Origin of the sequence: Nesterenkonia aerolata, assembly GCF_031470965.1 — a bacterium.
GTDB classification, from domain to species: Bacteria; Actinomycetota; Actinomycetes; order Actinomycetales; family Micrococcaceae; genus Nesterenkonia; species Nesterenkonia aerolata.
Genome location: NZ_JAVKGR010000028.1, coordinates 1 through 13,305 on the forward strand (window position 1 = coordinate 1; position 13,305 = coordinate 13,305).

The following is a 13,305-nucleotide window of genomic DNA, read 5'->3' on the forward strand; positions in this document are numbered from 1 at the left end:
ACCACAACAGCCTGGCCACGAACAATACCCGCACCCACAACCACACGAAACCCCCACACAAGACCCCAGAACCACTCACACCCCTCCCCCACCGCATAAAGCCAACCCCCCGGCAATGACCGCCGAGTGGTGAGAGGCCGCCCCTGCTCCATAATGGGAGCCATGACGTCACCGCATCTGAGTACTCTGCTAGAGGGCCCCATCGCGACGAAGCTGCCGGAGGTGACGCTGCGGATGGCCACAGCTGAAGATGCAGAATTCTGCCTCAGGCTGGCCGAGGCCGTCGACGCGCGCCCGGGGAAGGCTCGCTTCGAGCATCCGCACTACCAGAGCGGGCTGCGTGCCGGCCTGGCTGACGGTCACCGCGCCTTCCGCACTACAGTCACCGATGCCCCGCGGCAAGCAGACCCTGACCGCAATGACTGGAACGCTGCCGCCGGCGCCGCACAGTTCGACCTCCTCGCCGAAATCGACGGCGAGCGCGCCGGCTTCGTGCGGGTCGGCCCTCCGATGGGACTGATCGCCCAGCTGCTGCAGAAGGGCTACGCCGGCACCCAGGCGGCGGCGCTGATCGTCAACGTCTCCGAGATCGTGACTCTCGCCGTGGATGACGAACACACAGGCACCCACGCAGGCAGCCACACAGGCCCCGTCACGACGGCGGATCTGGAGAAGGTGCTGCTCTCCCATGCGGTACGGCTGAGCCGCTTCACCGGAGTAGTGCTGACCTTCGCCGATGTGCCCGCCGCACGGGTGGCGCTGATGCACCAGTTCGGGCTGCGCCGAGTGCGCCCGAAGAAGGAGAAGCCGGGGCTGAACCTCTGGCCCGTGGCCGGCAAGCACCTGATCGAGAAGGGCCACCGCGAGGTCAGCGAGGGCCCCTACGTGATGCCGACGAAGGGCAACCAGCTCTGCGCCCGCATCACACCTGGTGAGGGGCGGGTCGCGGCCTCGCTGAGGAGGCATAACCCCGAGCTGGGATGACACTCCGCCGGCGGGCACGGCTCACGACGGCAGACACAGCCCAGACCAGCAGACACAGCCCATGACGGCGGGCCCCGAGGAGATATTCCTCGGGGCCCGCCGTCATCAGAAGCCCGGTCTCATGAATCGGGCGTCAGCTCAGCTTTCGAGCGCCGCCGGCTGATCGGCCTCCTCCAGCTGCTGCTTCGGAGCGGACCAGTCGAAGGTCAGCTCACGCTCGGAGCCTTCCCCGGTCACACCGATGGAGATCTCCGCACCCTCGGGGATCTCACCGAAGAGGATCCGCTCAGAGAGCTGGTCCTCCACCATCGTCTGGATGGTCCGGCGCAGCGGGCGCGCACCCATCGCCGGGTCGTAGCCCTTCTCCGCCAGCAGCTCCCGCGCCGGCTGTGAGATCTCCAGGGTCATGGACTGCTCGGCCAACCGGTCACGCAGCTTCTTCACGAACAGGTCGACGATCTTCACGATCTCCGACTGCTCCAGCTGCGGGAACACGATGGTGTCATCCACACGGTTGAGGAACTCCGGCCGGAAGTGCTGACGCAGCTCCTCGTTGACCTTGCCCTTCATCCGCTCGTAGTTGGTGCTGGTGTCGCTCGAGGACTGGAACCCGGTCATCACACCCTTGGAGATGTCCTTCGTCCCCAGGTTGGTGGTCATGATGATCACCGTGTTCTTGAAGTCCACCACACGGCCCTGCGAGTCAGTCAGCCGGCCATCCTCAAGGATCTGCAGCAGCGAGTTGAACAGGTCCGCGTGAGCCTTCTCCACCTCATCGAAGAGCACCACGGAGAACGGCTTGCGACGCACCTTCTCGGTGAGCTGACCGCCCTCCTCGTAACCGACGTAGCCGGGAGGGGCACCGAAGAGCCGCGAGACGGTGTGCTTCTCAGAGAACTCGGACATGTCCAGGGTGATCAGGGCGTCCTTATCACCGAAGAGGAACTCCGCGAGCGTCTTGGCCAGCTCGGTCTTCCCGACACCGGTGGGCCCGGCGAAGATGAACGACCCGGAGGGACGGTTCGGGTCCTTCAGCCCGGCGCGGGTGCGGCGGATCGCCCGCGAGAGCGACTTCACCGCCTCATCCTGGCCGATGACCCGCTTGTGGAGCTCGTCCTCCATCCGCTTCAGGCGGTCAGACTCCTGTTCGGTGAGCTTGAAGACCGGGATACCGGTGGAGAAGGCCAGGACCTCCGCGATGAGGTCGGCGTCGACCTCCGCGATCTCGTCCATCGTGCCGTTCTTCCACTCGTCCTCCTTCTGCTGGCGCTCCTCCACGAGGTTCTGCTCGTCGTCGCGCAGCTTGGCGGCACCCTCGAAGTCCTGGGCGTCGATGGCCGCTTCCTTCTCCCGGCGGACGTCCTCGATCTTCGCGTCGAACTCCTTGAGCTCGGGCGGAGCCGTCATCCGCTGGATGCGCAGCCGGGCGCCGGCCTCATCGAGCAGGTCGATGGCCTTATCCGGCAGGTAGCGGTCGTTGACGTACCGGTTGGCCAGAGAGGCGGCGGCCTCCAGCGCGTCCTCGGAGATGGAGACCTTGTGGTGGGCCTCGTAGCGGTCGCGCAGCCCGCGCAGGATCTGCACGGTGGTCTCCACCGAGGGCTCCTCCACCTGGATCGGCTGGAAGCGGCGCTCCAGGGCGGCGTCCTTCTCAATGTGCTTACGGTACTCATCCAGCGTGGTGGCACCGATGGTCTGCAGCTCGCCGCGGGCCAGCATCGGCTTGAGGATATTGGCCGCGTCGATCGCGCCCTCGGCCGCACCGGCACCGACCAGCGTGTGGATCTCGTCGATGAACAGGATGATGTCCCCGCGGGTGCGGATCTCCTTGAGCACCTTCTTCAGGCGCTCCTCGAAGTCACCGCGGTACCGGGAACCAGCCACCAGGGAGCCGAGGTCCAGCGTGTAGAGCTGCTTATTCCGCAGGATCTCCGGGACATCGCCGTTGACGATGGCCTGCGCCAGACCCTCGACGACGGCAGTCTTGCCGACCCCCGGCTCACCGATGAGCACCGGGTTGTTCTTGGTGCGGCGGGAGAGCACCTGCATCACACGCTCACGCTCGTAGTCACGGCCGACCACCGGGTCCAGCTGCGCCTCACGTGCGGCAGCGGTGAGGTTGCGGCCGAACTGGTCCAGCACCACCGAACCCGAGGGGGTGCCGCCCTCCTGGGACCCCTGCCCGACGCCGGCCCCGGCCTTCTCCTGGCCGCCTCCCTGGTAGCCGGAGAGCAGCTGGATGACCTGCTGGCGGACCTTGTTGAGGTCAGCGTTGAGCTCGACGAGCACCTGGGCGGCCACGCCCTCGCCCTCGCGGAGCAGGCCGAGCAGGATGTGCTCAGTGCCGATGTAGTTGTGGCCCAGCTGCAGCGCCTCACGCAGCGAGAGCTCGAGGACCTTCTTCGCCCGCGGGGTGAACGGGATGTGGCCGCTGGGGGCGTTCTGGCCCGGGCCGATCTTCTCCTGCACCTTCTCCCGGACGCCGCCGAGGGAGATGTCCAGGGACTCCAGGGCCTTGGCCGCCACACCTTCGCCCTCATGGATGAGGCCGAGCAGGATGTGCTCGGTGCCGATGTAGTTGTGGTTGAGCATGCGGGCCTCTTCCTGGGCCAGCACCACCACACGCCGCGCGCGGTCTGTGAATCTCTCGAACATGGCCAATGACACTCCTCGCGTTGGTACTCATCCACGATGCTACGGGTCAGGGCGGATCGGCGGGCCGGTGTTCGCCAGCGGGAGAAGTCCGACGGCGACGTCGCGGCCCGGTGTCTCGTTCAGCGCCCGGAAAGCCCCGAGCATTCACCGCCCGGAGAGCCGGCTCCAGAGAGCGGCGTCGAAGCGCTCCGGGGCGATGGCGCACATATGACGCACCGCGTGGTCCAGCTTGGCCCGCCAGATCCGCGCGGCGTCGTCCCCGCGGCCCTGAGTCAGGGCAGCGAGCAGACGGCGATCGTCAGCAAGGATCCTGTCGGCCACGGGACCGTAGTCCAACTGCAGCACCGCGATGAACATCTGCACCCGCAGGGTCAGCTCGTGGAAGGTCTCCGCGGACTGCCTCAGCCCCGAGACCTCCGCCACCGTACGCTGGAACTGCAGGTCCGCCTGATCCACCTCCACCGCGACGCCGACGGCGTGGGCCCGCTGCAACCGGTCCAGGGAGGTGTGCAGCGGCACCAGACGATGCCGCGGCCGATCCGCGGCACCACGCAGCAGCACCTGGCCCAGCTGCAGCCGGGCCGCGTAGACATCGATGACATCGGCACCGTGGATCGTGGCCACCGCGTGGCCCGGGCTGCGCTGCTCCACCAGCCCACGGGCGGCCAACTGAGTCAGCGCACCGCGCACGGCACCCGGCCCAAGCCCGGCACGGGCTCCGAGACGGCCAGGCCGGATCCGATCACCGGGACGCAGCCCGGAATCGGCCACCTCACCACGCAGCGCGATCGCCACCCGCTCCTCCGCGGGAAGTTCCGAGGCATCCGGTACGGATTCTGAGTCAGAATCAGGACGTCTGGAGAGACCCCCATCACGGTGCCAGGAGACCCCGCGCAGCCCCCGATGCGCCCGCAACGACACATCACGCAGCAACGCACCGGGAATCATGTCCTCCTCCACCACGCATCCGGCCAGGCAATCGGCGACTTCGGCGAGGAACGCAGGCAACTCCGGGCCACCCCGCCGGGCCTGGAGCACGTGGACCCCATCCTCACGATCCGCGATGCCGCTGTGCGCCGGTGAGGACCACACCGGCTGATACGCGGACTGAGACGCCGGCTGAGACACCTGCTGAGACACCTGCTGAGCTCCGGGCGCGCCTCCGGCCACCCATAGCCCGGCCATCAGCGCGGCCGCGCGACGGCTGAACCGCACCCCCGCCCGCCCCCGTGTCCCTCGGTGGCGGACCGCGCCATCAGCCCGCTCATCATCGACCGCGTCACCGGCCTCATCACCGGCCTCATCACTGGCCGGGTCACCGGCCTCGTCACCGCCTTTGTGGCACCCGCGACCACCAGCACCGACAGAGAACTCGACCCGGATCACCCCGTCATGTTCCTGCACCGACATCAGCCGCAGATGACCGGACACCGAGAACACCGAGGCCCACTGCTCGCGCCGCTCCTCCCCCGCCCCGCCCTGACGAATCCGCCGCACCGAGCGGCTGACCAGCGTCTGGCTCAGCCCCACCATCGCCGCGATCTCCCGGGTGGAGTACGCCGAAGACCCCACCCGCGGCCCAGCAGCAGCCAGCACACTGGCGACGACGTCGTCGGCCGTCTCCTGGACCCGCGGCCTGCCCCGGCGCACCTGTGCCTCCACCATCCCCACATTCTGACTCAGAAATGATCCACAGGACACCTCACCCCTTCAGCTGCACCGACGGCAGAGACCACACTGGAAGCAACACATGCCCAGACCGGCACCACCCACACCACAGGTGCCTCAGGCAGCCCCCGTCATCGGCTCTGCGTCATCGGCTCTGCCCGTCCGCAGCGCCCCGTCTCCGCAGGAGGACGCATGACCCCACACCCCCGCGCCACCGCAGGCACCCCCATCCACGCTGACCTCACCGACCTCACCGAGGCCGCCGTCGAGAAGGTCACCGACTGGCTGGAGCAGACCCAGCGCTCCGGCATCAAGCCCCCCGCCGCGGCCAAGCGCCTGGCCGCCGTGCTCAGCCACCCCCGCGGGCTGGAGTTCACCGTCGGCTTCGTCGACCGGGTCATCCGCACTGAAGACACCCGGGCCGCCGCCACCGCACTGAAGGAACTCGGCGGCATCGCCCCGGACACCCTCTCCGCCGCCGACCGCGCGCAGATCAGCGCCGGCTCCGCACTCGCCCCGCTGCTGCCCGACGTCGTCGTCCCCGCCGCCCGCTCCCGGATGCGTTCGATGGTCGGGCATATGGTCGTCGACGCCCGGGACAAGCCCTTCGGCAAGGCCGTGGCCGCCATCCGCGAACACGGCCACAACCTCAACATCAACCTGCTCGGTGAGGCCGTCCTCGGCGACGACGAAGCCGACCACCACCTCGAGGACGCCCGCCGTCTGCTGCGCCGCGAGGACGTCGACTACGTCTCCATCAAGGTCTCCTCCGTCGCCTCCCAGCTGTCCATGTGGGGCTTCGAAGACACAGTGGACTACGTCGTCGAGCGCCTCATCCCCATGTACCAGGAGGCCGCGAAGGCACCGGCCGGGACCAAGTTCATCAACTTGGACATGGAGGAGTACCGGGACCTGCACCTGACCATCGCCGTGTTCGAACGCCTGCTCTCCCGGCCCGAGCTCACAGACCTCGAAGCCGGCATCGTGCTGCAGGCCTACCTGCCCGACGCGCTGGCTGCCATGCAGCGCCTGGCCGCCTTCGCCGCCGAGCGTGTGGCCTCCGGCGGCGCGGGCATCAAGGTCCGCCTGGTCAAGGGCGCGAACCTCGCCATGGAGCTCGCCCACGCCGAAGTCGCCGGGTGGCCGCGGGCGGTCTGCGACTCCAAAGAGCACTCCGACGCCAACTACAAGCTCGTACTGCACTGGCTGCTGGACCAGGAGCACATGACCGGCGTACGCCTGGGCGTAGCCGGGCACAACCTCTTCGACATCGCCTTCGCGCATCTGCTCGGCGCCGAACGCGGCGTCAGCGACCGGCTCGAGTTCGAGATGCTCCAGGGCATGGCCGCCGATCAGGCCGAAGCCGTCAGCGGCGACGTCGGCCAGCTGCTGCTCTACGTCCCCGCGGTCCGCCCGCAGGAGTTCGACGTCGCCATCTCCTACCTGGTGCGCCGGCTGGAGGAGAACGCCTCCTCCGAGAACTTCATGTCCGGGATCTTCGAGCTGGCACCCGGCTCCGAGATCTTCGCACGCGAGGCCGGGCGGTTCCGCTCCTCCGTCGCGGACCTGCAGGACCGTCTGCGCCGCGAGGGCCACACCCCGCCGCTGCCTCAGCACCGCCAGAACCGCCCCGCCGAGGCCGAGGACCCCGCCGGGGAACCCATCGAACTGCCCACCTACCCGGAGGGGATTCCGGCCTTCGTCAACGAGCCGGACACTGACGTCGCGCTCCCGGTGAACCAGCAGTGGGCTCGGGACATCACCGCCCGAGCGGCCGACCCGGCATGGCTGAGCCGCCAGCCCACCCCGCTGAACCTGGAGTACGACGACGTCGACGACCTCGTCGCCGTCGCCCGCGATGCCGGTGAGCAGTGGGCGGCCCGCCCGGCCGCCGAACGCGCGGAGATCCTCTACCGGGCCGCTGACCTGATGAACGCCCGGCGCGGCCACCTGCTCACAGTGGCCGCCGCTGAGGTGGGCAAATCACTGGAGCAGACCGACCCGGAGGTCTCCGAGGCGATCGACTTCGCCCGGTACTACGCCCACTCGGCACTGGCGCTAGAGGAGGTCGAGCACGCGGAGTTCACCCCGGACCGCGTGGTGCTGGTGACCCCGCCGTGGAACTTCCCGCTGGCGATCCCCTTCGGCTCCACGGTCTCCGCGCTGGCCGCCGGCGCGGCCGTCATCCACAAGCCCTCGAAACCGACGCCGCGGTGCTCGATGGCGCTGCTGGAGATCCTGTGGGAGGCCGGTGTCCCGCGTGAGGTGCTGCACGGGATCTACCCGGACGAGCGGGAGGTCGGCAAGAAGCTGGTCAGCCACGACGACGTCGACCGGGTCATCCTCACCGGCGCCTCGGAGACCGCCGCGATGTTCCGTTCCTGGAAGCCGGAGCTGCAGATCAACGCCGAGACCTCCGGGAAGAACGCGCTGGTGGTCACCCCCGCGGCTGACCGGGACCTCGCCGTCGCCGACCTGGTGAAATCCGCCTTCGGTCACGCCGGACAGAAGTGCTCGGCGGCCTCGCTGGGAATCCTGGTGGGCAGCGTCTACCATTCCGAGCGGTTCCGCCGGCAGCTCGTCGACGCCGCCTCCTCCCTGGTGATCGACTGGCCGACGAACCTGAAGGCCTCGATGGGTCCGCTGACCGAGCAGCCCAGCGAGAAGCTGCACCGCGCGCTGACCACGCTGGAGCCGGATGAGACGTGGCTGCTGGAGCCGCGTCAGCTCGACGACACCGGACGCCTCTGGTCACCCGGCATCAAGGAGGGCGTGAAGCCGGGCTCGTTCTTCCACCTCACCGAGGTGTTCGGACCGGTGCTGGGCCTGATGCGCGCGAAGGACCTCGATGAGGCGATCGAGCTGCAGAACGCCGTCGACTTCGGCCTGACCGGCGGTATCCACTCCCTGGACCCGGAGGAGGTGCGCAGCTGGGTGGACCGTGTGGAGGTCGGCAATGCCTACGTCAACCGGGGGATCACCGGGGCCATCGTGCAGCGGCAGTCCTTCGGCGGATGGAAGCAGTCCTCTGTGGGGCTGGGCTCCAAGGCCGGCGGGCCGAACTACGTCATGCTCTTCGGGCAGTGGAACGATGACCCGCAGCTGTCGAAGCCGGCAGTGGCACCGGTCGACCACCCCGCTGTCACGGCGCTGCTCGATGCCTGCGAGGACTCCTCGGAACTGACCCGCGCGCTGGATGAGGCGGCGCGGCGTCGTCTGCGCCTGGCTGCCGCTGATGACAAGCGGCACTGGGACGCGGAGTTCGGCCGCGGCATCGACCGCACCGGGCTGTCCGCGGAGGCCAACATCTTCCGCTACCACCCGGAGGAGACGCTGCTGCGTGTGGCCGCGGACGCCCAGCCCGCCGACGTCGTGCGTACAGTGCTGGCGGCGCTGCGCGCGGGGGCGCCGCTGGATGTCTCGGTGGACCCGAAGGCGGAGAAGTCCGTGGACAAGGTGCTCAAGGGCATCACCGGTGCGCTGAAGGGTGTGCTGTCGGTGGAGGTGGCCAAGGTGTCGGAGAAGAAGTTCGCCGCCGCGCTGCGCAACGGCACGCTCGACCGCGGCGTCGGGCGCCGGGTGCGCATCGTCGGTTCGGCGAGCGCGGCGCTGCGTGCTGAGCTGGTGGAGCGTCCCGAGGTGGCGCTGCTCGATGATGCCGTGACCACGTCCGGCCGGGTGGAGCTGCGCTACTGGACCAAGGAGCAGGCAGTCTCGATGACCCTGCACCGCTTCGGCAACCCGAGCCCGGCGTTCCACCAGCTCGCCGCCGACCTCACCAGCTGACCCACCTCCCCCGATCGAGAATCCCTGGCTTTGTGAGGTATCCCGTGGAACATACGGCGGGATACCTCACAAAGCCAGGGATTCTCGATCTAGGGGGCGAGGCCGGAGACGACGGCGAGGTCCTGCCAGGACATCCCCGTGCCCTTGAACACATTGGGACGGTCAGTACGCCGGACGACGTCGCCGCGCACCAACGCAGCCAGCCCGTGCAGATCCTCCCGCACCACAGCCCCCTCAGCAGCGGCAAGCACGACGTCGCCGGCCTCCCGCAGCGCCGTCTCAGCATCCTCGACGACCACCAACGAACGGCTCAGCAGCCCAGCGGGCAGCTCACGGCGATCCGGCTCATGCGATCCCATCGCCGCCACACAGGCCCCGTCAGCGATGAGCCCCGCCTCGAAGAGCGGCTCAGCAGCCGAGGTCGCACAGACCACGATGTCAGCCTCACCGGCCGCCTCGGGCGTGCCCAGCTGCGCGCTCACTCCGCGGACCGCCAGCTCATCCACCGCCAGCTGACCGCGCTGCGGCGTGCGCCCCACCACGGTGATCTCCTCCAGGGCACGGATCTGCTGCAAGGCGATGACATGCTCCACCGCCTGCGGACCACTGCCGAAGACCACCAGCGACCGTGCCTCCTGCGCGGCGAGCCGGTCACAGGCCACCGCCGTCGTCGCCGGGGTCCGCAGCGCGGTGAGCACTGAACCCTCCAGGCACAGCCGCGGCGTCAGCGTGGCGGCGTCGAGGAGGATATAGAGCGCCTGGATCCGCGGCAGGCCCTGCGCCGGATTGCCCGGCGCCACGGAGGCCACCTTCACACCGACCCAGTCGTTGAGCGCTGAAGGCATCAGCAGCAGATGCCCCGCACCGGCCTCCACGTGCTGGCGGGCCGGGTCCTCTGCGGGATCGAAGCCCGCACTCAACACCTCCTCGATGAGCCGGCGGGTCCGGTCCGGAGTGATCTGACGCCGGACCTCCTCAGCGTCGAGGAAGGGCAGGGAATCCGGGTTCAACATAGTCATGGGGTTCATTCGCTCCTGAAGCTCTCGACGATCTGCACCTCACCGCGCGCACGGATCAGCTCGGTCTCCCGCCGGGTCACGCTGCCCGCCGCCAGCACCGCCGCCAAGGAGATCGCGGCCAGGATCATCAGGTAGACGGCGATGGGCAACCAGGCGTTGTCGAACCGCGAGAGCAGCCAGGTCGCGATCAGCGGTGCGGTGCCACCGGCGATGGCCGCACCGATCTGATAACCCAGCGTCACCCCCGTGTAGCGGACCCGGGTGGTGAAGATCTCAGAGGTCATCGTACCCAGGGTCGCGGTGATGGGCGGCCAAATGATTCCCAGGCCCAGCACGACGGCGACGAAGACCGCCCAGTCCATCTCGATGCCCAGCAGCAGGAAGAACGGTGCGGCGTAGAGGCCGATGCAGGCGGTGCCCAGCAGGTAGACCGGGCGGCGTCCGATCCGGTCAGAGAGCGCACCCATCACCGGGATCATGACGGTGGAGACCAGGGCACCGAGGCTGACGGCGTTGAGCACAGTGGACTGCTCAAAGGTCAGCACACCGGTGGCATAGCTGACCACGAAGGTCGCGAAGATGTAGAACGGCGCGGTCTCGGTGATCTTCGCGCCGATCGCCACCAGCACCGAACGCCAGTGATCGCGCAGGGTATCGACGATAGGCAGTTTGGCGACGTCGCCGGTCTCCTTGGCCTCACGGAAGGCGGGAGTCTCGTCGAGACCGTGACGGATCAGCAGGCCGATGACGACCAGCAGAATCGAGGCGATGAAGGGCAGCCGCCACCCCCAGGCGTCGAACTGCTCGTCAGGCAGCTGGGAGACGGCGGAGAACGCCAGCGTGGAGAGCAGCATGCCGATGGTGATCCCCATCTGCGGCACTGACCCGAAGAGTCCGCGGCGCTTCTCCGGGGCATATTCGAAGGCAAGCAGCAGCGCCCCTCCCCACTCGCCGCCGATGGCCAGCCCCTGGACGATACGGCAGAAGATCAGCAGCAGCGGGGCCAGCACGCCGACCTGCTGATAGGTGGGCAGCAGGCCGATGGCCACTGTGGCCGCACCCATCATGGTCAGGGTGATGACCAGAGTGCGTTTGCGGCCGATGCGATCGCCGATGTGGGAGAAGATGATCCCGCCGAAGGGGCGGATGAAGAAGGTCAGGGCCAGGGAGAGATAGGACAGCATCAGGCTGACCAAGGGGTCCTGGGTGGGGAAGAAGAAGCGATCGAAGACGATGGCCGCGGCGGTGGCGTAGAGGAAGAAGTCGAACCATTCGATCGCGCTGCCGCTGAGACTTCCGATGAGCACGCGCCGGTTGGTCGCCGGCTTCCCCATACGTGACTGTTTCCGGATCAAAGAGACCCCCTGTTTGTGCGTGGCAGGCCCGCCGCCTCCAGGCTGAGGCCCCCGAAGGTTGAACCGTCGGGACGCTCAGCCACCGGGGCACTCAACCACCGGCCCATTCAGCGACCGGCGGCGTGATGCGGACCACGTGATGATCACACACAGTACAATTTTACGTTGCACCGCACAATACGCGTCCGCCTCGATACCGCGTTGAACGGTGCCGCGTTGAACTCAGTCTTCCGGGCGCCCGGCCCAGACCCCGCGGACATGGCCGAGATGCCGGCGCATCAGGGCCTCGGCCGCGGCACGATCCCCAGCCTCGATCTGGTCCAGCAGCTCATGATGCTCTCGGGCAGTAGCCGCCAGCGTGCCGGCCTCTGCCATCGCACGCAGCCCGTAGAGACGAGTACGACGCCGCAGCCGCCGCACCTCCTCCAGCAACACCTCGTTGTCCAGGATCCCCAGCAGCCCCAGATGGAACCGCATATCAGCGGCGATGAACTGCTGCAGCTCCCCTGCCGCAGCGGTTCTGATGAGCGTCTCGGCGACGCCGCGAAGCTCATCCACCGTCCCGGCGTAGCGCTCCGCCTGCGCACCGACGAGCTCGGCCACCCGGCCCACAGCCGGAACCTCCAGCAGGGCTCGGACCTCAGTGACCTCGGCCAAGGTGGACTCAGAGAGCTCCACCACCCGGTATCCGCGGTGGCGCAGCGGTTCCACGAAGCCCTCACCGGCCAACTCCATCATGGCCTCACGCACCGGGGTGGGAGAGACACCGAACTGTTGGGCGAGCTTCGGGGCGGAGTAGATCTCACCGGGCTCCAACTCCCCGGCGACCATCGCTTCCCGCAGCCGTTCCTGCACCTGCCCGCGCAGGCTCCTCCGGCCCTCCACAGAGGCCATGTTCATCCCGCCATCGCCTCCTTCTCTGCGACTCCTGAGCCAGTCCGTCACTGCCACGGTCCATCCGCCACTGCCATCATCGCATCGCCGCGGCCCTCCCCTGACACATCCCCCTGACACATCGAGTCCCCGATTCCCGGCATGCTTTCGGCCTCATGGCAGCCGAAAAACGTCGGGAATCGGGGACTCGATGATGTGCGGAGCGGGAAAACCCTCAGCGACGCTTGGCGTTGCGGTACGCCTCCACGATGTCGCGGTGCAGGCGACCGCGGCTGGAGACCTGGTACCCGTTCTTCACCGCCCACTCGCGGATCTTCCGCGCCTCATTCTGCGGCGACGGCGGCGCCACCGCCCGGCCACGCCGGATATAGGGCTTGAGCGTCTCACGCAGCTCCTTGGCGTGGTCCTCACTCAAATCAATTTCGTAATGCCGCGAATCCAGACCGAATGTCACGGTCTCCTTCGCTTCCGAACCGTCCAAGTCATCCACCAGGACGACCTCCACCTTCTGAGCCATAACTGAAAATTCCTCACTGCTTCATCAGAGACAGTGCCGAAAGCCGTTCACGTACCGATATCTGTGCCTGACCTTCTCACTCAGCTTCTGAGCTGTCTTCCGAACCGCCTTCTTCACGGTCCATCAGAGACGAAGGAGCACTTCCACCGACGCGATCGATAATTCGTCTGCCATATTCTTTGCCATCGAGCACGTCACGCGATGTGCATCCGATACAGATCATATTCACAAGGCCCAGTTTCTAAGTCAAGTGAGGTGAACTCCCAGACTTTTCAACCAGAGAAACCTTGCAGAAACCTGAACTATGTCATCACGCGCAGTTCACGAAGCCGTGTCACGAAGCATTGACCATCGTACGCCATATCTGAGACGATGAACCGTCCTGGGTTTAGTTCCGAGATTTTGGTGCGGACTCGGTCCGCTGTTC

8 protein-coding genes are annotated in these 13,305 nt (G+C 67.6%); 2 read left to right on the forward strand and 6 right to left on the reverse strand.

Annotation, left to right across the window (positions count from 1 at the left end; translation table 11 throughout):
• The first annotated feature begins 162 nt into the window (after positions 1-162).
• The gene (locus tag RIL96_RS12715) at positions 163-984 is read left to right on the forward strand and encodes a hypothetical protein (RefSeq protein ID WP_310549400.1); all 822 of its coding nucleotides are present in this window, start codon (positions 163-165) and stop codon (positions 982-984) included.
• A 138-nt stretch (positions 985-1,122) separates the two neighbouring features.
• Here RIL96_RS12715 and RIL96_RS12720 read toward each other — a convergent pair whose 3' ends face one another.
• A complete protein-coding gene (locus RIL96_RS12720) occupies positions 1,123-3,639 on the reverse strand; it encodes an ATP-dependent Clp protease ATP-binding subunit (protein ID WP_310549401.1) in 2,517 nt (838 codons plus the stop codon).
• Positions 3,640-3,783: 144 nt separating this feature from the next.
• Entirely contained in the window at positions 3,784-5,304 is a 1,521-nt protein-coding gene (locus tag RIL96_RS12725) for a GntR family transcriptional regulator (protein ID WP_310549402.1), read from the reverse strand.
• Between the two features lie 195 nt (positions 5,305-5,499).
• Here RIL96_RS12725 and RIL96_RS12730 point away from each other — a divergent pair, with 195 nt between their 5' ends.
• Positions 5,500-9,093, forward strand: coding sequence for a proline dehydrogenase family protein (locus RIL96_RS12730; RefSeq protein WP_310549403.1), 3,594 nt, complete (start codon positions 5,500-5,502; stop codon positions 9,091-9,093).
• Between the two features lie 89 nt (positions 9,094-9,182).
• Here the strand turns inward: RIL96_RS12730 and RIL96_RS12735 are convergent, their stop codons facing one another.
• The 4 genes from RIL96_RS12735 to RIL96_RS12750 all read right to left on the reverse strand — a co-directional run bounded on the left by RIL96_RS12735 (position 9,183) and on the right by RIL96_RS12750 (position 12,878).
• Positions 9,183-10,112 (reverse strand): ornithine cyclodeaminase family protein, encoded by a 930-nt coding sequence (locus RIL96_RS12735; RefSeq protein ID WP_310549404.1) that lies wholly within the window; start codon positions 10,110-10,112, stop codon positions 9,183-9,185.
• Between the two features lie 5 nt (positions 10,113-10,117).
• On the reverse strand, positions 10,118-11,446 hold the full coding sequence (locus RIL96_RS12740; RefSeq protein ID WP_310549405.1) for an MFS transporter: 1,329 nt from the start codon (positions 11,444-11,446) through the stop codon (positions 10,118-10,120).
• 243 nt (positions 11,447-11,689) lie between these two features.
• Complete coding sequence (locus RIL96_RS12745; RefSeq protein ID WP_310549406.1) at positions 11,690-12,367, reverse strand: GntR family transcriptional regulator; 678 nt, start codon at positions 12,365-12,367, stop codon at positions 11,690-11,692.
• Positions 12,368-12,575: 208 nt separating this feature from the next.
• Positions 12,576-12,878 (reverse strand): histone-like nucleoid-structuring protein Lsr2, encoded by a 303-nt coding sequence (locus tag RIL96_RS12750; RefSeq protein ID WP_310549407.1) that lies wholly within the window; start codon positions 12,876-12,878, stop codon positions 12,576-12,578.
• Between the last annotated feature and the right edge of the window lie 427 nt (positions 12,879-13,305).

Excerpts from the sequence above, each read along its gene's own strand:
- RIL96_RS12745 (WP_310549406.1), bottom strand. The coding sequence starts at position 12,367 with ATGAACATGGCCTCTGTGGAGGGCCGGAGGAGCCTGCGCGGGCAGGTG.
- RIL96_RS12730 (WP_310549403.1), top strand. The coding sequence starts at position 5,500 with ATGACCCCACACCCCCGCGCCACCGCAGGCACCCCCATCCACGCTGAC.
- RIL96_RS12720 (WP_310549401.1), bottom strand. The coding sequence starts at position 3,639 with ATGTTCGAGAGATTCACAGACCGCGCGCGGCGTGTGGTGGTGCTGGCC.
- RIL96_RS12750 (WP_310549407.1), bottom strand. The coding sequence starts at position 12,878 with ATGGCTCAGAAGGTGGAGGTCGTCCTGGTGGATGACTTGGACGGTTCG.
- RIL96_RS12735 (WP_310549404.1), bottom strand. The coding sequence starts at position 10,112 with ATGACTATGTTGAACCCGGATTCCCTGCCCTTCCTCGACGCTGAGGAG.
- RIL96_RS12725 (WP_310549402.1), bottom strand. The coding sequence starts at position 5,304 with ATGGTGGAGGCACAGGTGCGCCGGGGCAGGCCGCGGGTCCAGGAGACG.
- RIL96_RS12740 (WP_310549405.1), bottom strand. The coding sequence starts at position 11,446 with ATGGGGAAGCCGGCGACCAACCGGCGCGTGCTCATCGGAAGTCTCAGC.
- RIL96_RS12715 (WP_310549400.1), top strand. The coding sequence starts at position 163 with ATGACGTCACCGCATCTGAGTACTCTGCTAGAGGGCCCCATCGCGACG.